Below are 21,002 nucleotides of genomic sequence, written 5' to 3'. Positions count from 1 at the left end.
GCGTTCTGGCGCTTTGGGCATTTTCAGGGTGCGGTCGGGGCGGGCTTTTCCGGCGCGGGCTCTGACGTCGAAGGCTCCAGATCCGCGCGGCGGGAAAAGCGCGCCATCATCGCCGCTTCGAGCTCGGTGTTCAGTTCGCGCGCGCGGCGGATGTAGTCCGGATTGTCGGCCAGCGCCACGCCGGGCTTCCAGTATTGCGCCAGATCGCGCAGCGAGGCGCGGTCGAACTTGAAATACAGCCGTTCCAGCTCGGCCGCCTCGAATTCGCTCAGCCCGACATTTTCCAGAACGTAGCGCGCGGCGCGCAGGCTGGAATCGAACATCTCGCGGACGATGTCGTTGGCGCCGGCCTTGTAGAGCTCGAACACATGTTCGCGGTCCTTGGCGCGGGCGATGATATGCAGGTCCGGCCGCATCTGCCGCGCATAGGCCACCAGCCGGTTGGCCGAGGCCCGGTCGTCGAGGCTGACCACCAGCACCTTGGCCTTGCCGAGCCCCGCCGCCGCCAGCAGGTCGGGCCGCGTCGGGTCGCCGTAATGGCCCTTGAAGCCGAAGGTGCGCATGAGCTGGATGGTCTTGAGATCCGTGTCCAGCACCGTCGTCGGAAAGCCCGACATGGTGACCATCCGGTTCACCACCTGGCCGAAGCGGCCGATGCCGGCGATGATGATCGGCTGCTGTTCGTCGATCTGGTCGGCCTCGCGCGTCTCGTCCGACCGGATCCGGCGGGAAATCTGTTCCTGCAGGATGAACAGCAGCGGCGTGATCAGCATCGACAGGGCGATCAGCACCAGCACCTTTTCGGCGATGATGCCGGGCAGGATGCGTTGCGTGACGGCGAAGGAGACCAGCACGAAGCCGAATTCCCCCGCCTGCGCCAAACCGAGCGTGAACAGCCCCCGGTCCGATCCGCGCAGCCGGAAGACGATCGCCAGCACGTAGAGGATCGCCGCCTTCACCGCCACCAGCGCGATCACCAGCCCCATGATCTGGAAGGGCTGCGCGAGGATGACCGAGAACTTGATCCCTGCGCCGACGGTGATGAAGAACAGGCCCATCAGCAGGCCCTTGAACGGCTCGATGTCCGATTCCAGTTCGTGGCGGAATTCGCTGTCGGCCAGAACCACCCCGGCGAGGAAGGTGCCAAGCGCCGGCGACAGCCCGACGAGGTTCATCAGCGAGGCGATGCCCACCACCACCAGCAGCGCCATCGCGGTATTGATCTCGCGCAGGCGGGCGAGGTGGACGAAGCGGAACAGCGGCCGCACCAGATAATGCCCCGCCATCACGATGAAGGCGACGGCGGCCAGCGTCAGCAGCGTCACGCCCCAGCCGGGCAGGGATTCGATGAAATGCGTCGCGGCATTGTCGCCCGCCTCGGCCTTGGCAAGCGCCCGGGCGCCGGGCAGGGCCAGCAGCGGCAGGATCGCCAGCATCGGGATCACCGCGATGTCCTGCGTCAGCAGCACGGCAAAGGCGGAGCGCCCTCCGGCCGTCTGCAACAGCCGCTTTTCCGTCAGCGTCTGCAACACGATCGCGGTCGAGGACAGCGAGAAGATCATCCCGAGCGCCAGCGCCGTCGGAAAGCTCAGATGGAACGCAAGGCAGATCGCGCAGACCACCGTCATCGTCAGCACCACCTGCAGCCCGCCAAGCCCGACCAGCTTGTCGCGCATCTGCCACAGCGCCTTGGGTTCCAGTTCCAGCCCGATCAGGAACAGCATCATCACCACGCCGAATTCGGCGAAATGCTGGATCGAGCTGACATCCGACCCCGCGAGCCCCAGCACCGGCCCGATCACGATCCCCGCGCAAAGATAGCCGAGCACCGATCCCAGCCCCGCGCGGGTCGCCAGCGGCACGGCGATCACCATTGCAAACAGATACAGGGTCGCCTGAAAAAGAAAGCTGGTCATGACTGTCGGGACTCGGAACACGGGCCGCGAAAGCGGCCGCGCGGGGGATCATCTGCGAATGGATCGAACCTAGATGTTTTCGCCCCGGCGACAAGCCCGAAAACCGGGAAAACCCGTCCGGTTCCAAAGCTGTGACTGAAGCCTAGCTGCCTTGCAGCATCTTCAGCTGATAGAGCCGCACGCCCTTTTGATAGGTCAGCTGACCATCGCCGATCGCCGTGACCCGGCCGCCGTCCAGAAGATCGCCGACCGCGACCTTGATCATCCGCCCGTTCGGCATCCGCACCAGCGCGCGCCGGTTGCTGGAGGCGCCGTAGAGCCCGATCAGATTCATCTGCCGCATGGCCAGCGCGTTGGTCTGCGTCGCCTGCTTGGCGACCGAGGCGGAGGTGGGCATCTTGCGCAGCACCTCGGTCGGTTCGGGTTCGTCCAGTGCCTCGGTCGGGTCGGGCTTGCGCACGGCGACGGCGGCCTGACGGGTCTGTGCCGGGGCCTGCGGTTGCGCCTGCGCGGCGGGCTGCTGTTGCGTGCGCTGCGGCAGCTGGACCACCTGTTTCGCCGGCGCTGCGGGGGCGGGGGCCGGCGCGGGCGCCGCTGCCACGACGGGCTGGGGCGCCGGTTCGGCAATGGCCGAGGCCAGCGCCTGATCGATCGAGTTCCTGAACGTGCGCGGCCGCGAAGGCGGATGACGCGATACCGAAACCGCCTGCGCCGTCGCCCCGGCGAGATCGGCGGGTGCGACGGTTGCGGACGCGGCGGCAGGCCCGGGCGCAGAGGCGCCGGCAATGGCGGCGGGCCGCAGCGCCGGACGCGGGCTGAGGTTCAGCCCCGGCGTCGAAGGGGCCACGCGGTCCTGGGTACTTTCGGCGACAGCCGGCGTGCTGGCGGCCGGGACGGACAGCAGGGCCGCGGGGCGCGGCGGCGGCACCCGGCCGGGCTTGCCAGAAAACAGCGTGATCCCCTGCGGCAGGACGACGCCCGCCTCGGTCGGTTGGATCGCGCCATTCGCCGCAAGGCGGACGGGCTCGGGCGTGACCGTTTCGGCCCGGGCGAGGGTCGACAGGCTTTCCGCGCCTGCCTCCGGGCGGAACGCGGCACGGGTATCGGCCAGCGCGGCGACGATGGTCATGCACAGGATCAGCAGCGCCACCAGAATGATGCCCAGATAGCGCGGCTTGCCCCGCCGGACGGGCGCGTCGCTGGCCTCTTCCGGTGTGGGGGCGGTGCGGGTCTTCGGGGCGGCGGTCTGCAACTGGACCGGCGGACGCGGTTGCGCGGTGATCCTCGGCTCGGTCTTGGCGGGGCGGGAACCACGTCCGGGCCGTTTGCCGGGGCCTGCCAGCGCGAACCGGCCATCGCCCTGAGCGGTGCTGGCCGGCATGACGATCTCCGGCCTGTGCGAGGATCCGCCCGCCGGCAGCGCATCGCGGCTGACCCCGCCAAGGCGCGGCGCCTTGCCCGCGGATCGCGCGGTCGCACGGTGCGACAGCGCGGCGCGCGCCCCGCCGCCCGCAGCCGCGGCCAGCAGGGGGGGCGCAAGATCCTCGGCCGCCATGTCGTCTTCTGCTGCGGCCTCTTCGGGCACGGCGGCTTCCTCTTCGACGAGGGCCTCTTCCGCCGCGACGATTTCATCGAGGGCGGATTCTTCTTCGGCAAGCTCCTCGACGACGACCGCTTCGGCCTCGACCTCGGCTTCCGGCTTCGACTCCTCTTTATGGGAGGCAAGATATTCGGTCACGCGGGCAAGCGCGTCCACGGTCTGCGCGGGTTCCTTGGCCTCTTCCGGCACGGCCTCGGCGGCGACGGGTGTTTCCTCGACAACGGGTTCCGGTGCCGCTTCGGCGGCGACGGGCATTTCCTCGACAACGGGTTCCGGGGCGGCGATTTCCGCCGCGACAGGCACCGGCGGTTCCGCAGTTTCGGGTTCCGCCGGGACCTCGGGTTCGACGTATGGGGCAACGGCAATCCCCGGCTTGCCGGCGCGCCATTGTGCGATGCGTTCGGGATCCGGCAGGGGCTGGTCCGCCTCGTCAAGATCCGACCAGTCGTCCTCTCCGAGCGCGAAGAGATTGCGCAGCGCATCGTCTTTCGATGTCGCCTCGGCGGGGGCTTCCTCCGGCATATCCGCGCTGGCGATCGCGGCCTCGAACAGATTGGCGGCGGTCGCTTCCGGCTCCGCGGTCTCGGGCATCGCGGCGGCGAAAGCCGCATAGGCGGCGGCCAGCGGCACCGGCACGCCGTCGCGTTCCACCCCCTCTTCGGCGCCCAGCTGGGCGGTCACCGTTTCGGACTGCCCGAACCACGGTTCCCCGTCGAAGGCGCCGGGCTCCGGCACGGCGACGAAAGAGGCGGGGTTGAAGCCCCAGTCCTCGGCAAAGGATTCCGCCTCGCGCAGGGTTTCCTTGGCGACCACGGCGACCCGCACCTGTCCCGGATCCTCGGCCGCGCACCAGTCGAAGACGACATCCTCGACCGCATAGGGCGTCAGCCCGTCCAGCGCGGCGGCGATCTGGGCCAGCCGTTCCGCCTCATCCGTCGCGGAAACCGGCACCGTCGTGTAAAGGATCTGCGAGGCGGGGATGATGATCTTGCTGACCGGCACGCCGAATTCGGCCTTTTTCGCCGCGCGGGCGTGCAGGTCCATCATCTCTTCGGAAAAATCCGGAGCCTCAAGGGACACCTGCCCCAGAAGCGCCCATTCCCCGGCGCTGCGATAGAGCAGGCCAATCCCGTCATGCGAAAGATTGAGCGCGAATTCTGGCGTCATCAGGGGCTCGATCGGTCAGGGCAGCCCGTTGTCCGGACCGCAGATGTTTTTTCCTTGGTAATCCAGTTTTGCCTTGCTGAAAAGCCGCCTCGTCCCCCGATACGGCCGATCCGGCCAAATTTGACCACAAACTCTGGGAAACGGGCGCGCCTTCGGCCCCAGATGTCGCCCTACCGCAGCCAGAGCCCGCTGTCGCGCAGCGCATCGCGCAGCAGGCCCTCGGTCGGGGGCAGGCCGTCTCGGGCGAAACGGGCGCGCAGGGCGCGGCCTTGCCCGTCGCAGATCAGCACCCGGTGCGCCTCGCGCCCGGCGAGGATGGCGCGGACCTCCGCCGGCGCCGCGATGCGTTCCAGCATTTCCACCGCAGTCGCGCTTTCGCGCGCGTAAAGCAGCGCGAGCCAGCGGTAATGGCAACTGACATTGCCGTCGAGCCCCGCGAGGTCCGGCCCCGGTCGCCCGCCGCCGAAGGAATGGATCACCAGCGGCAGGGCGATCTGGTCGAGCCACGGGTCCAGCGCCTGACAGGCAAGCTCGGGCGGCGTGTTCCAGCGGATGCGGTGCGCGTAGTTCAGGAACCTCTCGCCGAACGCCAGCGCATCCGCGCCAAAGAACCAGCCGGCGTTGAAATACAGATACCGTTCCCAGTATTCGTCGCGCTTTGTCCGGTCGAGCGAGCTTTCGAAATCCAGCCCGAAATCCTCGTAAAGCCGCTTCCAGATCCGCGTATAACCCGGCCCGTACAGCGGCGGCTCGGGCCATGTCGCGCTGCGCCGCATCGAAGCCGAGGGACGCGCGAAATCGAAGCCCACCCCCGACAGCGGGCCGGTGAAGATCGTATCGGTATCGAAGAAGACGAACGGCCCGGGGGGCAGGGCGGCGAGCGCCTCAATCTTGTTGCCATGGGGGTAGGACTGGCCGAAATGCCGGTTCTCGAAGGGGACGATCTCCACCCCGGCCCCGGTCAGCAGGTCCCGCACCGGATCGGAGATCCGCGGCGATTGTGGCCATTTGTCGTTCGGCACCGGTTCCGCCATCAGCAGACGCCCCCGGAAATCCGGGTTGGCGGCGCGGAAGGACAGGGCGAAAAGCACGGCCTCCAGTTCCAGCCGGCCGCGCTGCACGACGCAGAAAACGTTGAAGGGCTGGGGCGTCGCGGGTGTCATCTGCAGGCCGGTTCGGGGGTGGCAGGCTGTGGCGGAGGGGAGTGGGAGTCGAACCCACCCGGGACAGGCTCGCTGCCCCAACCGGATTTGAAGTCCGGCCGCCCCACCGGGGACGATTCCTCTCCAAGCTTTATAAAACAACTACTTACTTTGCGAGGTGGAGGCGGGCAATCCCGCTTTGCATCAACGCTTCAACTTTCGGTCCCGTTCCCGTGGCGCTGAACCGCGATCTTGGTGCGGCCGAGGTGTCGCCATTGCGCTGGCGCCGCATCCGTGCGGCAGGGAGATGGGTGCCGTTTGGATATGATATAGATATCATGTGGTTGCTCGTCGATCTTGCCGCAGATCTTCATGATCGTCATCGTCATCGTCGTCTCATGTCCGTTGAAGTCGGTGTCATCGGGTTGGTGGCGGATGCGCCATCCGCCCCGATCGTGACGCCGCGAATGGGCCTGCCGCGCAGTGTCTGATGTGTCTTGGTGAACGGGATGCGCCTGCGCATTCTTTCCGCGGGGAAAATCAGATTCCCGTGGAACCTTCGCCTTCCGGTTGCGTTACGGATCCACTTCCCTGTTGGAAACTGGTTCCGGGTGGGCTTCCGGCTCACCCGGCTTTTCTTTGAGCGGTCCGGCAGGGGCAGCGGCGGGCAGGTTTTTCCTGTATGGGATGCTGTGGATCTGTGTATCCCGGGGCTTTGCGGCGCGCGGAAAATCCGTGGTCCACCCGCCACAAGGTATTCGTGTGTGGCCATTCCCGTGCCGGGGCAACTGTCCTTGACCATCCATCCGCGTCATGCGCGGCGGACGACCGGCGGTTTCGGCAAAGCGTATTTCCGCGGCTCTCATCACCCATATGGGTGATAGGACCGCTTAACGCAAAGGCCTCGCGTGGTTCTGGTTAGCCGGCGCTTCACCCTGTCAGGGACATGCGGGCAGGACTCAGGTTAGAGCTGATTCGTTAAATGGTGTGGTGGTTGGTGGATGAGGGGTCGTCGCTCGACTCGAAAGACCGGGCAACAGACCTCTCATGCATCATATTGCGTACCGGAAAACGGTCGCGTCGTTTCAATTTTGGAGGCGATATATTTCATGGCGGGACAAGGAAATACGGCTTGCCCGCAGAATTGTTGTTCGCGTGTGAATGGTCTGGCACATATTGAATGCGTGATCAGGCTCCATTCGTCGCTCATTTTCATTATCCGGTAAGTCCTCCGACTGGCTCCCGCCAGCCGGATGTGACCTACATCAAAGACATGCAAGCAATATTCAACTTATAGTTGCATCATTTCAAACGGAGATATTTTCATCACGTTCAGGCAGCCGTCCGAGGTGAGTGGCGGACGGCTGCCTTTCGGGATCATTCCGTTCCGGTATGGTGGCTGGAAGGTTGTGCGCCGCCTGATCTTCTGTTGCAAGAGAGGTTTCTACCGTGGGCTGTCTGTCGCTCATGGCCTCTGGCCGATCCTGTGATGGCCGGGGGCTTTTGCGGTTTCGGGGCTCGGTTATCGTGATTTTCCCGGTGCCGAAACGCACCGATCATCGTCGCGATCAGGGGGTGACGATCCTGCGGACGAAATCGTGCTGCTGCATCCAGTCCATATAGTCACCCTCGGCGCCGTAAAGTTCCTTGAACAGCGCCAGACGGAAATCCTCGCCCTTGCCCAGATAGAGCAGGTCGGTCAGGGCCCGGCGCCAGTAGGACTGTCCGCCCATCTTGCCGTCCGGCTTGCGCCGTTGCAGGAACTTATCCTTCCACTGATGATAGCTGATCGCATCGTAATGGAGCAGATTGATCTGCGTTTCCAAAAGCTTCAGCGGCCTGCGTTCCTCCTTCACCAACCGGAAGGCGCGGTGGATACCCGGAATGCAATCGGGGATACCGGCGCGCACCAGTGCCTTGCCTTCGGAATGTCCGCAAATGCCGTTTCCGGTGAAGCTGGTATAGAAGGGACGATTATGCCTCAGCCATTTGCGGCGGCCTTCGTTCCAGATCGCGCGGCGGCAGAGGTTGGCGCTGAAGTCGCCATAGCCTGTGTGGCCCGGCCCCCAGACCGCCTCCCAGGTGGTGGCGACGTGCATCTCGATGTCTTCCGGTGTGGCGTCGAACAGCGTCCGGAAATCGGCTTTTGGCACGAAGAATTCGTCGATGTCGCAAAAACCGATCCATGCCGTCGCGCATCTTTCGTAGGCGTGGCGGTAGGCTTCGGACTGGCGCGCCTCCACGAAAGGCGACCGGACGCCTGCATCCGACTGAGCCCAGAAAGCGTCATCGCAGCAGTGGACGCTCACGGTGTCGCCTCTCATGGCATCCAGGGTGTCACTGCATTGCGCCGCGTCAAGATAGATATGCACATGCCGCACGCCAAGGCGCAGGTTCGTGCGGATGAAATGCAGGATGACGCTGTCCGGGGCGTTGGTCAGCACGGCGATGCTGACATCCGCTGTCTGTCGCTCATGAAGGGAAATCGGGGGCAGCATGGCGGAGACCGGGACAGGAACAGCGGATTGTCGGGCCTGTATGGAATGCGTGAACTGGCCTGTCAACGCCCGCCCGATATGTGATCGCGCGATGCCGTAAAGGGACAGGGCGATGCGCCGCGACCGGGCCGACATATTGCGGCCCCGGCCGGAAAGGACCGGCGGGGGGAATGCCGGTCAGCGGCGCAGCAGGGCCTCGACGATCAGGTCGGCGGCCTCTTCCGGGGTCTGGCTCACGGTGTTCACCGCGATCTCCGGTGCCTCGGGCGGCTCATAGGGGCTGTCGATGCCGGTGAAGTTCTTCAGCGCGCCGGCGCGGGCCTTGCGGTAGAGGCCCTTGACGTCGCGCGCCTCGGCCACCTCCAGCGGGGTGTTCACATAGACCTCGAGGAACTCGCCATCGGCGATCAGTTCCCGCACCATGCGCCGTTCCGAGCGGAAGGGCGAGATGAAGGCCGTCAGCACGATCAGCCCGGCATCCGTCATCAGCTTCGCCACCTCGCCCACACGCCGGATGTTTTCCACCCGGTCGGCATCGGTAAAGCCCAGATCGCGGTTCAGCCCGTGCCGCACATTGTCGCCGTCAAGCAGGAAGGTGTGCTTGCCCATCGCATGCAGCTTGCGCTCCACCAAATTGGCGATGGTCGATTTTCCCGATCCCGACAGTCCGGTGAACCAGATCACCGCGGGCTTCTGGTTCTTCAGGCTGGCATGGGCGTCGCGGTCGACATCCAGCGCCTGCCAGTGGATGTTCTGGCTGCGGCGCAGCGCGAAATGGATCATCCCGGCGGCGACGGTCGCATTGGTCATCCGGTCGATCAGGATGAAGCCGCCAAGATCGGGGTTGTCCCTGTAGGCCTCGAACGGAATGGGCCGGTCGGTCGAGATGTTCACCACCCCGATCGCGTTCAGCGCCAGCGTTTTCGAGGCAAGCTGTTCCAGCGTGTTGACGTTCACCTCGTATTTCGGCTCGGTCACCGTGGCGGTCAGCATCTGGGTGCCGGTCTTCAGCAGATAGGGGCGGCCGGGCAGCATCTCGGCATCCGACATCCAGACGAGCGTGGCCTCGAACTGGTCCGCCACCTCGCAGGGCGCATCGGCGGCGGTGATGACGTCGCCGCGCGAACAGTCGATCTCATCCGCGAAGGTCAGGGTGACGGACTGGCCCGCGACGGCCGTGGCCAGATCGCCATCCCATGTCGGGATCGACTTGACGGTCGTCGTCTTGCCCGAGGGCAGCACCCGGATCGCATCGCCCGGCCGGACCTGACCGGAAACGATCTGCCCGGTGAAGCCGCGAAAGTCGAGGTTCGGCCGGTTCACCCATTGCACCGGCATGCGGAACGGGTGGTCCTGCATGCGGCTGTCGTTCAGCGGCGCGGTTTCCAGATGGTCGAGCAGCGTCGGCCCACGATACCACGGCATGTTCGCGGAGGGCGCGGCCACGTTGTCGCCCGCCAGACCGGAAATCGGGATCGCAAGGAAATCCTCCATCCCGATCTTCTGCGCGAAGGCGCGGTAATCCGCGACGATCTCGTCGAACCTGTCGGCGGAATAGCCGACCAGATCCATCTTGTTCACCGCCAGCACGATGTTGCGGATACCGAGCAGGTTCACCAGATAGCTGTGCCGCCGGGTCTGTGTCAGCACGCCCTGCCGCGCGTCGATCAGGATCACCGCAAGATCGGCGGTCGAGGCGCCGGTCACCATGTTGCGGGTGTATTGTTCATGCCCGGGCGTGTCGGCGACGATGAACTTGCGCTTTTCGGTGGCGAAGAAGCGATAGGCAACGTCGATGGTGATGCCCTGTTCACGCTCCGCCGCCAGCCCGTCCACCAGCAGCGCGAAGTCGATCCCACCGCTTTGCGTGCCGAGCACCCTGGAATCATGTTCAAGCGAGGCGAGCTGATCCTCGAACACCATCTTGGTGTCATAGAGCAGCCGCCCGATCAGCGTCGACTTGCCGTCATCGACCGAGCCGCAGGTGATGAAGCGCAGCATCGTCTTGTGCTGGTGGCGGTCCAGATAGGCGTCGATGTCCTCGGCGATCAGCCGGTCGGCGACATAGACGTGATCGTGGAAATCCCCCGGCGTGGTCATGTTGCGCGCGGTCATCAGAAATAACCCTCCTGCTTCTTCTTCTCCATCGAGGCGGCGCTGTCGTGGTCGATCGCGCGCCCCTGACGTTCCGAGGTGGTGGTCAGCAGCATTTCCTGAATCACCTCGGGCAGGGTCTTGGCATGGGATTCCACCGCCCCCGTCAGCGGGTAGCAGCCAAGCGTGCGGAAGCGGACGGATTTCATCACCGGCTTTTCGCCGGGGCGAAAGCGGAAGCGGTCGTCATCGACCATGATCAGCAGCCCGTCGCGGTCCACGACCGGGCGTTCCTCGGAAAAATACAGCGGCACGATCTCGATGCCTTCGAGCTGGATATATTGCCAGATGTCCAACTCGGTCCAGTTCGACAGCGGGAAGACGCGGATGCTTTCGCCCTTGGCCTTGCGGGTGTTGTAGAGCTTCCACAGCTCGGGGCGCTGGTTCTTGGGATCCCAGCGGTGATTGGCGGAGCGGAAGGAAAAGATGCGTTCCTTGGCGCGGGATTTTTCCTCGTCGCGCCGGGCGCCGCCAAAGGCCACGTCGAAGCCGTATTGGGTCAGCGCCTGCTTCAGCCCCTCGGTCTTCCACATGTCGGTGTGCAGGCTGCCGTGGTCAAAGGGGTTGATGCCCTTCGCCAGCGCCTCGGGGTTCTGGTAGACGATCAGCTCCATCCCCGCCTCCCGCGCGGCGCGGTCGCGCAGGGCATACATGGCGCGGAACTTCCACGTCGTGTCCACATGCAGCAGCGGGAAGGGCGGCGGGGCAGGGTAGAAGGCCTTCTTCGCCAGATGCAGCATGCAGGCGGAATCCTTGCCCACGGAATACAGCATCACCGGGTTTTCCGCCGTGGCGACGACCTCGCGCATGATCTGGATGCTTTCGGCCTCAAGACGCTGCAAATGGGTCAGGCGGTCCGTGCCGGGATGAAGAGCTTCTTGTGACATCTTTTCGCTGCAATTCCCTTCGTAACGGGGCTGCTTTCGCAGGTTTCGCGCCGAATTCCAATTCCCCCCGCCGGCGCGCGCGCCGACGATGGGCATTTGTCCTTCATAATATCACGCCAAATCAAGGCGTTGATTTTTTCCTGCCGTGCGGTTGCGGTGGTATGAAACCGTCGCCGGGGGCAGGGTATATGGAATAATGTCTCTGCGCGCGGGGGCATCAGGGATGAATTTCCGATTTTCCGCGCAAATTCCCGGAAATGCGTCCTGTTTGACCTGTTGCCGGGAAAATCTCCCGCGCAGGGTCGTTTCAGCCATCGAACAGGTCGATCCGGTGCGGGTTGATGCGGCGCAGGTCGCCCCGGCGCAGGGTCAGCCCGTGCCGGTCGAAGAAATCCAGAATCTCGATCGCCACCTTGCGGCCGTTCCGCACCCGGTCGCGGAAGGCGGGGGCGGTGAACCATCCGTCCGCCGCCTCGGCCGCGATGTCGCGGATGATCGCCACCATCTCGCGCGTGACGGGGCGGGCAAAGAAGTGATCATGCGCGATCTGGTCGGTGCGGCCAAGCCGCTGGGTCAGCTTCATCACCCGGCGGATCTCGCGTTCGTCGAGGCCGAAGTCATGGGCGAAATCGCGTACCCGGGGCGGGCGGAAACGGTGTTCGCCCAAAAGGCCCGGAAGGATGCGCCGATACAGCGCCTCGTCCTCGGGGGTCAGCTGCACCTCATGCCCCGGCAGATGGACGAAGGCGCCGTCGAGCCCGACGCGCCCGGCCCCCGCCTCCTGCCGCAGGAAGGTCAGGAAAACGTCCTTCGGCAGGCGCGGCAGGATCGCCATCCGCAGCCGTTCCCGCCCCATGCCGGGCAGGTCGGGGTTTTCGTCGTGAAAGGATTCCAGCGTGGACACCACCGCCGCGCGCAGCCCGCGCAAGGCGTTGCCCGACAGGACCAAGGGCCCGATCGCCTCCACCCCGGCAGCGGCCATGATCGCCGGTCCCGTCTCGGCGGCAAGGCTGCGGTCGCGCAGGAAGGCGGGCAGGTCGACCGGCCCGATCGCCGCCAGCGCGGCCAGCGCCCGGGCGGGGTCGCCTTCCCGCGCCGCGGCGATGCGCGCCAGCCGTTCGGGCGTGCGGCGCTTGCGCGCGGGCGGGCGCAGGTCGAGGAACGTCCCCCCGCCGATCGTCCGGCTGGCCGAGGTGTCGCGCAGGATGAAGCGGTCGCCCACCGCCGCCGCGATGGCCCGGTCCAGCACCAGTTGCACCGGGCCGCGTTCACCCGGCGCGATCGGATCGCCCAGAGGCACGATCCGCGCGCCGACCTCGACCGAATGGCTGTGCAGCCGCGCCGGGAACCATGTGCCGAGGGGCTTCGGCTCGGCGCCCAGCACCATCAGCTCCGCGTCGATCCGGTCGGTCGGCGCATGGAGCGCGGGGGCCAGCACCACGTCGCCGCGATGGATCGCCTCCTTGCTGATGCCGTCGCCCGTCAGGTTCAGCGCGCAGCGCTGCCCGGCCAGCCCCTCGCGCGTCTTGCGGTTCTGGGCGTGGATGCCGCGCACCCGCGCCGTCAGGCCCGAGGGGCTGACCGTCACCACATCCTCCACCGCGACGCGGCCCGTCAGCATCATTCCCGTCACCACCGTGCCCGCGCCCGACAGGGTAAAGCTGCGGTCGACGGCCAGCCGCATCGGCCCCGCCGCATGGCGGGCAGTGGTCTCCGCCTCGGCCGCGATCAGCGCGTCGCGGAGCGCTCCGATCCCCTCGCCGGTCAGGGCGGAAACCGCGATCACCGGCGCCTCGGCAAGGCCCGTCGGCGCCAGCGCGGCGCGGATCTGCGCGGTGACCGCTTCGCGGCGCGGCGCCTCGGCCAGATCCGCCTTGGTCAGCGCGACGATCCCGCGCCGGATGCCCAGCAGATCGAGGATCGCCAGATGCTCGCGCGTCTGCGGCATCACCCCGTCATCGGCGGCCACGACCAAAAGCGCCATGTCGATTCCGCCGGCCCCCGCCAGCATCGTGTGGATCAGCCGTTCATGCCCCGGCACATCGACGAAACCCGTCACCCGGCCCGCACCCAGATCGGCATAGGCGAAGCCCAGATCGATGGTGATGCCGCGGGCTTTTTCCTCGGCCAGCCGGTCGGCGTCGGTGCCGGTCAGCGCCTTCACCAGCGCGGTCTTGCCGTGGTCGATATGCCCCGCCGTGCCGACGATCATAGCGCCGCCAGCGCCCCGGTCAGCGCCTCATCCGCATCGAGGCAGCGCAGGTCGAGGATCAGCGCGCCGTCATGGATATGCCCGATGACCGGGACGGGCAGGGCGCGCAGTCGTGCCGACAGCCGGTCGGGCGCGTCTCCGCCCGCGCCGGTCAGCCGCAGCCCCGCGCTCGGGATCATGTCGACGGGCAGGGCGCCAGAGCCGATCTGGCTGGCGCAATCGCAGACCCCGGCGCGAAAGCCGTGCGGGGCCAGCGCCGCATCGACCCGCGGCGCAAGGCGGGCGGCCTGCGCGGTGATCTCGGCCTGCGGGCGCGCCAGATGGCGCAGGGTCGGCAGCCGCTCGGTCAGCCGGTCCGGATCGAGATACAGCCGCAGGGTCGCCTCCAGCGCCGCGATGCGGATCTTGTCGAGCCGCACCGCCCGTTTCAGCGGGTTCCTGTTGATCGCCGCGATCAGATCCCCGCGCCCGACGAGGAAGCCCGCCTGCGGCCCGCCCAGCAGCTTGTCGCCCGAGAAGGTCACCAGATCCGCGCCCTCGGCCACCGCCTCGGCGACGGTGGGCTCGCGGCGCAGGCCGAACCGCGCCAGATCGACCAGCGAGCCGGAGCCGAGGTCGTTCAGCAGCGGCACCCCCGCCGCCCGGGCGATCTGTGCAAGACGGGGCGCGGGCACCTCGGCGGTGAAGCCCTCGATCCGGTAGTTCGAGGTATGGACCTTGAGGATCAGCCCCGTCTCCGGCCCGATGGCGCCTTCGTAATCGCGCGGATGGGTGCGGTTGGTGGTGCCCACCTCATGCAGCCGCACGCCGGCGCGGGTCATGATGTCGGGCATGCGGAAGGCGCCGCCGATCTCGATCAGCTCCCCGCGCGAGACGATGGCCTCGCGCCCCTGACCCAATGTGTTCAGCGCGATCAGCACGGCGGCGGCGTTGTTGTTGACGACGGTGGCATCCTCGGCCCCGGTCAGTTCGCACAGCAGGCCGCGCAGGTGGTCGTCGCGCTGCCCCCGCCCGCCGCCATCCAGATCGAATTCCAGCGCCAGCGGATTGGCCATCGCGGCCATGGCCGCCTCGATCGCCGCGTCGGCAAGGATCGCGCGGCCAAGGTTGGTGTGCAGCACCGTGCCCGTCAGGTTCAGCACCGGGCGCAGTTTCGGGCGCGCCGCGCGGGCCAGATCGCCCGCGACGAGCAGGGGAATATCCGCCGCGAGCTCGGCCCCCGCCGCGCCTTCGCGGATCGTGGCGCGGGCCGCCTCTAGCCGCGCGCGCACCGCCGCCACGACCAGCGCGCGGCCATGCCGTTCGACCAGTTCCTGTCCGATCGCGGACAGCAGCACCTGATCGACCGAGGGAAGCGCGCGCAGGGCCTGCATCAATACCCCGTCAGATAGGGATCGAAGCCGCCGCGCCGATAGGCCGTCTCCTTCATCATGAGATCGAGCCCGAGCGAGCCGACATCATCCGCGATCGGCTCGATCGCAGGATTGGTCAGCGTGTAGAAGATCTTCACCCAGGATTGGCATTCGTCGCAGGTTTCCGCCTTGACCGTCGCTTTGGCCGTTTCGGCGGAACGGTAGGACAGCCCCTTGGTCGAGCCGCAGCACAGGCATTTGATCCGCACCTCGTTCCACTGCGTCGCGCAGGTGGCGCAGGCGGCGTAGCGGACATTTTCAAGTTCCTTCAGGCCGATCACGCTCGATGTCGCGGCGCGGCCGCCGCAGCAGGGGCAGATGCCGGTGCGGATCGGCACGAGTTGCGCCACATCCAGCGTGGCCGCGATCCGCGCCATGTGGACCTGCGCCGCCGCCGCCGCGAACAGATGCGGCGCGACACTGTCGGCGGGGATGGTGTCGGTCAGGACATTGCCCAGCAGCCAGTCGCGATCCTCGCGCGGGGCAAGGCTCACCGCCTCGAGCGCCTGCCGCGCGGGGGCGGGCATGTCGATCGCCGCCGCCGCGGCGCACAGCCGGTCCAGTGTTTCATGCAGCACCGGATCGGCGATCGCCGCCTGCCGGTCGATGGGCGGCATGCGCGCGGCGCGGGCCACTTCGATCCGCGCGGCATCGGGCAGGGCGGGGGGCGGCAGGTCCGGCACCAGCCGCGCCTGCACCTGCGTCAGATCGCCAAGGAAGCTCAGATAGGGCGCGAGGTTCGAGCTTTGCGCCAGAAAGGCGAACCGCGCCGCCCGCTTGGCAAAGAGCCTCTCCGGCTCCGGCAGAAGCGCGAAGGGCGCCACCGGCACACCGCCGATGACCGAGGGATCGGGTTTCAGCTCTGTCGTCATGTCTTCCTCCGGCCGGCGCAGGTCCGGCCCCGGTTCATTTTGCCGATCCGCCGTCCGAACGTCCAGCCAGTTCGCGCAGCCATTTGCGATGATGCTTGAACGCCCATCCGCCGGTGACGGTGCCGCGCGTCATCGCGCTGATCGTGCCGCGCGCCCAGAAGGCGGCATAGACATGCATGATGAAGATCAGGATCACCGCGAAGGCCGCGAAGGCGTGGACCGCGACGGCGATGCGGCGCACCGGGATCGGCACGAGCTTCGGGAAGAACTGTTCCCAGATCATCACGCCCGAGACGATCAGCACCACGATCATCACCGACATGCCCCAGAAGACGACCTTCTGCCCGGCGTTGTATTTGCCAAGCTCGGGCATTTTCGATTCATCGCCCTTGAGCACCAGCTCCGGCAGGTTCGCCGTCCATTCCACGTCTTCCTTGCGCGGCAGGTTGAGCCGCCACATCTGCACGAAGAGGCCCACGAAGCTGAAGAACAGCACCACCCCCACGATCGGATGCAGCCAGCGGGTGTTCTGCCCGCCGCCGAACAGTTTGGTCAGAAAGAACAGATCCGGGTGGAACAGCGAAAAGCCCGACAGCAGCAGCACGATCATGCAGGCCGCGGTGATCCAGTGGTTGACCCGGGTGAACCCCCGGTAGCGGTTGACGATCACCGGATGACGGGTCTCGATCTCGTCGCCGGGGGCGGAAAACTTGCGGCGCGCCATCACGCATCCCCCTTGTCCGCCGGGGCGCCGGGGGTCGTTTCATCGACCAGTTCCTGCGCCTCTTCCTCCTCATGCTCGGTCACTTCGAGCGCGCGGCCGAAGAGGCCGTGCAGCGCCGCGCCGACGGCGGCCAGACCGATCGCCGCCAGCCCCACCGTCTTCGCCGGCCCCTTCCATTCGCGCACGAGGGGCGAGATCGCTGGTTCGTCCGGCAGCCCGGCATAGAGCGAGGGCTTGTCCGCGTGATGCAGCACATACATCACATGCGTGCCGCCGACGCCCTGCGGATCATAAAGCCCCGCATGTTCGAAACCGCGCGATTTCAGGTCCTCGATCCGTTCCTCGGCATGTTTCTTCATCTCTTCCTTCGGGCCGAAGGTGATGCATTGCGTCGGGCAGGCCTTGGCGCAGGCCGGCCCCTGACCCATCGCCACCCGGTCGGAGCAGAGCGTGCATTTGTAGCTTTTGTGATCGGTCTTCGAGATCCGCGGAATGTCGAACGGGCAGCCGGTCACGCAATAGCCGCAGCCGATGCAGTTTTCATGGATGAAATCCACGATGCCGTTGGAATATTGCACGATCGCGCCGGGGGCCGGGCAGGCCTTCAGGCAGCCCGGATCCTCGCAATGCATGCAGCCGTCCTTGCGGATCAGCCATTCCAGCTCGTTCGTCTCGGGGTTCTCGTATTCGGTGAACCGCATCAGGGTGAACATGTCCGGGGTCAGGTCATGCGGGTTTTCATAGACCCCGACGTTTTCCTCGACCGTCGGATGGGTGTCGTTCCATTCGATGCAGGCCGACTGGCAGGCCTTGCAGCCGATGCATTTCGACACGTCGATCAGCTTCGCCACTTCGGTCAGCTGCCGGTCCGGTTTCGGGACATCCTTCGTCGCCGACACGCGGACGACATCCGAGGGCAGCAGGTTCGACTCAAGCGGCTGTACCGGCGGATTCGCCGCCGCGGTCAGGGGTTGAGGGGCGCGGTCGGTCATGCGAGTGGCCCTTTCTCTGCTGCCTCGATGTTGACGAGGAATGCCTTGAACTCCGGCGTGTCGATATTGGCGTCGCCGACGAAGGGGGTCAGGGTGTTGGCGCTGTAGCCCTTGCGCGCCGCCCCCATGAAGCCCCAGTGGATCGGAATGCCGATCACGTGGATGGACTTGCCGCCCACCAGCATCGGCCGGATGCGCTTGGTCACCACGGCCTTGGCAAAGACCTCGCCGCGTTTCGACCAGACGCGCACCTGCCCGCCCTTGCGGATGCCTTTCTCCGCCGCCAGCTCCTCCGAGATTTCCACGAAGAATTCCGGCTGCAACACGGCATTCACCCGGCTGTGCTTGGTCCAGTAGTGGAAATGTTCGGTCAGCCGGTAGGTGGTGCCGACGCAGGGGAAGTCGGGATCGGCGATCCCGGCCATCTGCTCCAGATCGTTCGAGAAGACCCGCGCGACCGGATTGCCCCTGAGCGAGGCGTTCAGCGCATTCGGCACCGGGCTTTCGAACGGCTCCATATGCGTCGGGAACGGCCCGTCCTTCAGCCCCTTGCGGGAGAAGAGCCGCCCCACGCCCTCGTCGGTCATGATGAAGGGCATGACCTCGCCGGGCTTCGCGGTGGGCGAGATGTCGGGCACGTCATAGCCCGTCCACCGTTCGCCGTCCCATTCGAGCAGCTTGCGCGCCGGATCCCAGGGCTTGCCCGCAAGGTCCGCCGAGGCGCGGTTGTAGAGGATGCGCCGGTTCGCCGGCCAGGCGAAGGTCCAGTTCAGGAACAGCCCCACATCGCCCGGATCGCTGTTGTCGCGCCGCGCCATCATGTTGCCGTCCTCGGTCCAGCTGCCGGCATAGATCCAGCAGCCCGACATGGTGGACCCGTCGTCGCGCATCACCGCGAAGTTCGGCAACTGCTGGCCCGCCTCGACCAGAACCTTGGCCGGGTCCGTTGGATCGTAAAGCGTGCTGAGCGCGCGGCCGTTCATCTCCTTCGCCAGTTCCGCGGGCGTGGGTTCGTAGGGATCCTCGTAATCCCACGTCAGGTTGAGGATCGGGTCCGGGAAAGGCCCGCCCTCGGTCCGGTAAAGCTCCTTCACCCGCAGGAAGACGTTCGACAGGATCCATGTGTCGGGCTTCGCCTGACCCGGAGGGGTCGCCCCCGGCCAGTGCCATTGCAGCCAACGGCCAGAATTCACCGTGGCGCCTTCGTCCTCGGCAAAGCAGGTGGTGGGCAGTTCCAGCACCTCGGTGGCGATCTGCGCCGGATCGACATCGTTGAACGGCCCGTGGTTTTCCCAGAAATGCGCGGTTTCCGTCTGCAACGGATCCATCACCACCAAGAGCTTCAGCTTCGACAGCGCCTCGGTCAGCTTCGCCCGGTTGGGGAAGGACATCAGCGGATTGAACCCCTGGCAGAAATACAGGTTCACCTGTCCCTTCGACATCATGTCGAAGAACCGCAGGATGTCGTAATAGGGCACATCCAGCTTGGGCAGATAGTCGTAGGCCCAGTCGTTTTCCGCGGTGGCGGCATCGCCCCACATCGCCTTCTGGAACGAGACCATGAACTTGCGGTAATTCTGCCAGAAGCTCGTCTGTCCGCGCTGCGTCGGCTTGTTGAGCTTGGTGGACATGAAGGTCTCGAAATCTACCTCGTCGTCCTTCGGCATGCTCAGATAGCCCGGGATCGTATGCGACAGCAGCCCGATATCGGTCAGCCCCTGAATGTTGGAATGCCCGCGCAGCGCGTTCACCCCGCCCCCCGGCATGCCGATATTGCCAAGGATCAACTGCAGCATCGCCATGCCGCGGATGTTCTGCGCCCCCTTGGAATGCTGCGTCCAGCCAAGCGCATACATCGAGGTCATCACCCTGTCGGGCGCCGAGCATTCCGCGATCATCTCGCAGATCTTCAGGTAGCGGTCCTTCGGCGTGCCGCAGACATCGGCCACGAAATCGGGCGTGTAGACATCGACATGCTTCTTCAGCAGGTTCCACACGCAGTTCGGATCCTGAAGCGTCGGATCGGTCAGCGCATAGCCTTCGTCGTCGCGCTGGTAATCCCAGCCGTCCATGTCATAGGCGCGTTTTTCCGGATCGTAGCCGTCGAACAGCCCATCCTTCCAGCCGAAGCCCTCCTGCACCAGCAGGGCCGCGTTGGTGTAGTTGCGGACATATTCCCACTGCACCCTGTCGTTCTCGATGCAGTAGCGGATCACCCCCATGAGGAAGGCGATGTCGGACCCCGGGCGGACCGGCGCGTAGTAATCGGCGACAGAGGCCGTGCGCGTGAACCGCGGGTCCACGACGATCAGCTTGGCGCCGCGATGCGCCTTTGCCTCGGTCACCCATTTGAAGCCGCACGGATGCGCTTCAGCGGCATTGCCGCCCATGACGATCACGAGATCGGTGTTCTTGATGTCGGTCCAGGCGTTCGTCATCGCGCCGCGGCCAAAAGTTGGAGCCAGACTGGCTACCGTGGGGCCGTGTCAGACGCGCGCCTGATTGTCGAATGCGAGGATCCCCATCGAGCGGACCGTCTTGTAGGTCAGCCAGCCCGTTTCATTGGTGGAGCCGGACGCCGCGAGAAAGCCGGTGGTCAGCCAGCGGTTGACGGTCTGGCCCTTCTCGTTCTTCTCGATGAAGTTCTGGTCGCGGTCATCCTTGAGGGCGCGGGCCATCTTGTCGAAGGCGGCGTCCCAGGTGATCTCCTGCCATTCGGACGAATGGGCGGCGCGGTAGCGCGGCTGCGTGGCGCGGGTTTCGGATTTCACGAAATCCTTCAGCGCCGAGCCCTTGGGGCACAATGTGCCGCGGTTGGTCGGATGGTCCGCATCGCCCTCGATATGGATCAGCTCGGCATGTTCCCCGGCCTTCAGATCGCCCTTGGAATACATGATGATGCCGCAGGCGACGGAACAATAGGTGCAGATGTTGCGGGTTTCGGTGGTGGTGGCCAGCTTGAAGGCCCTGACATGGGCGGCCTCCGCCGCCTCCGCCGCGTCGAAGCCCATGGCCCCGAGCGATGTCGCCGCCACCCCCGCTCCTGCCAGCTTCAGAAAGCCGCGGCGCGAAAGGTCGATATTCACGAGACCCTCCTGTTACCTGTCGAATAGATTGGTGCCTCATGGTCCCTTTTTCCGGCAATCGAGTCAAGCTGACCCTAGGGGCAACGCCGATAAAACGACGGTCCATCAGGGCCTTGCGGCCCGTTCCGTAATATTCCGATGGCTATATCGAATTCCCCCAAAACCGCCCCGACGGGCGATTTCGGGCGCGGATTCCCCCTCAAACGCCGCAGGAACGCCCCCCTCCCGAACCCGCCCGAAAGCCAGCTTCAACACCCCGTGATCCGCTTTTCCGCCTTCATTCTTCCCTAAATATCCCGGGGGTGAGGCCGAAGGCCGAGGGGGCAGCGCCCCCTGCGCC

At 66.0% G+C, this 21,002-nt stretch carries 15 protein-coding genes and 1 tRNA gene; all 16 read right to left on the bottom strand.

Going from position 1 to position 21,002, the window contains the following annotated elements:
• Positions 1-23: 23 nt before the first annotated feature.
• The 16 genes from D2T30_RS10495 to fdnG all read right to left on the bottom strand — a co-directional run bounded on the left by D2T30_RS10495 (position 24) and on the right by fdnG (position 20,656).
• Positions 24-1,916: a monovalent cation:proton antiporter-2 (CPA2) family protein gene (locus D2T30_RS10495; protein ID WP_128208832.1), complete on the bottom strand. Its 1,893-nt coding sequence runs from the start codon at positions 1,914-1,916 to the stop codon at positions 24-26.
• Between the two features lie 142 nt (positions 1,917-2,058).
• On the bottom strand, positions 2,059-4,683 hold the full coding sequence (locus D2T30_RS10490; RefSeq protein WP_128208831.1) for a type IV pilus biogenesis protein PilM: 2,625 nt from the start codon (positions 4,681-4,683) through the stop codon (positions 2,059-2,061).
• A gap of 170 nt (positions 4,684-4,853) precedes the next feature.
• The gene (locus D2T30_RS10485; protein ID WP_128208830.1) at positions 4,854-5,846 is read right to left on the bottom strand and encodes a hypothetical protein; all 993 of its coding nucleotides are present in this window, start codon (positions 5,844-5,846) and stop codon (positions 4,854-4,856) included.
• Positions 5,847-5,875: 29 nt separating this feature from the next.
• A tRNA-Sec gene (locus tag D2T30_RS23080) sits at positions 5,876-5,971 on the bottom strand.
• Between the two features lie 66 nt (positions 5,972-6,037).
• On the bottom strand, positions 6,038-6,214 hold the full coding sequence (locus D2T30_RS23075; RefSeq protein WP_164884281.1) for a hypothetical protein: 177 nt from the start codon (positions 6,212-6,214) through the stop codon (positions 6,038-6,040).
• Between the two features lie 656 nt (positions 6,215-6,870).
• Entirely contained in the window at positions 6,871-7,035 is a 165-nt protein-coding gene (locus D2T30_RS23070; protein ID WP_164884280.1) for a hypothetical protein, read from the bottom strand.
• Between the two features lie 358 nt (positions 7,036-7,393).
• Complete coding sequence (locus D2T30_RS10480) at positions 7,394-8,323, bottom strand: glycosyltransferase family 2 protein (RefSeq protein WP_206612911.1); 930 nt, start codon at positions 8,321-8,323, stop codon at positions 7,394-7,396.
• Positions 8,324-8,500: 177 nt separating this feature from the next.
• On the bottom strand, positions 8,501-10,438 hold the full coding sequence (gene cysN / locus D2T30_RS10475) for a sulfate adenylyltransferase subunit CysN (RefSeq protein ID WP_128208828.1): 1,938 nt from the start codon (positions 10,436-10,438) through the stop codon (positions 8,501-8,503).
• Positions 10,438-11,364, bottom strand: a complete 927-nt coding sequence (gene cysD, locus D2T30_RS10470) for a sulfate adenylyltransferase subunit CysD (protein WP_128208827.1) — start codon at positions 11,362-11,364, stop codon at positions 10,438-10,440. The genes cysN and cysD overlap by 1 nt, the downstream gene beginning before the upstream one ends.
• A gap of 111 nt (positions 11,365-11,475) precedes the next feature.
• Positions 11,476-11,679 (bottom strand): hypothetical protein, encoded by a 204-nt coding sequence (locus D2T30_RS10465; RefSeq protein ID WP_128208826.1) that lies wholly within the window; start codon positions 11,677-11,679, stop codon positions 11,476-11,478.
• Positions 11,672-13,576: a selenocysteine-specific translation elongation factor gene (selB, locus tag D2T30_RS10460; RefSeq protein WP_128208825.1), complete on the bottom strand. Its 1,905-nt coding sequence runs from the start codon at positions 13,574-13,576 to the stop codon at positions 11,672-11,674. Before selB ends, D2T30_RS10465 begins: the two co-directional genes overlap by 8 nt.
• Positions 13,573-14,949 carry an L-seryl-tRNA(Sec) selenium transferase gene (gene selA / locus D2T30_RS10455; protein ID WP_128208824.1) on the bottom strand — a complete coding sequence of 459 codons (1,377 nt, stop codon included), beginning with the start codon at positions 14,947-14,949 and terminating at the stop codon, positions 13,573-13,575. The genes selB and selA overlap by 4 nt, the downstream gene beginning before the upstream one ends.
• On the bottom strand, positions 14,949-15,860 hold the full coding sequence (gene fdhE, locus D2T30_RS10450) for a formate dehydrogenase accessory protein FdhE (protein WP_128208823.1): 912 nt from the start codon (positions 15,858-15,860) through the stop codon (positions 14,949-14,951). The genes selA and fdhE overlap by 1 nt, the downstream gene beginning before the upstream one ends.
• A 34-nt stretch (positions 15,861-15,894) precedes the next feature.
• Positions 15,895-16,584: a formate dehydrogenase subunit gamma gene (locus D2T30_RS10445; RefSeq protein ID WP_128182385.1), complete on the bottom strand. Its 690-nt coding sequence runs from the start codon at positions 16,582-16,584 to the stop codon at positions 15,895-15,897.
• The gene (gene fdxH / locus D2T30_RS10440) at positions 16,584-17,576 is read right to left on the bottom strand and encodes a formate dehydrogenase subunit beta (RefSeq protein WP_128208822.1); all 993 of its coding nucleotides are present in this window, start codon (positions 17,574-17,576) and stop codon (positions 16,584-16,586) included. The genes D2T30_RS10445 and fdxH overlap by 1 nt, the downstream gene beginning before the upstream one ends.
• Positions 17,573-20,656 (bottom strand): formate dehydrogenase-N subunit alpha, encoded by a 3,084-nt coding sequence (gene fdnG / locus D2T30_RS10435; protein WP_338325442.1) that lies wholly within the window; start codon positions 20,654-20,656, stop codon positions 17,573-17,575. The genes fdxH and fdnG overlap by 4 nt, the downstream gene beginning before the upstream one ends.
• Positions 20,657-21,002: the final 346 nt, after the last annotated feature.

Origin of the sequence: Paenirhodobacter populi (assembly GCF_004022215.1) — a bacterium.
In the GTDB taxonomy this organism is placed as follows: Bacteria; Pseudomonadota; Alphaproteobacteria; order Rhodobacterales; family Rhodobacteraceae; genus Rhodobacter; species Rhodobacter populi.
This window is presented reverse-complemented; position numbering and strand designations above follow the sequence as displayed.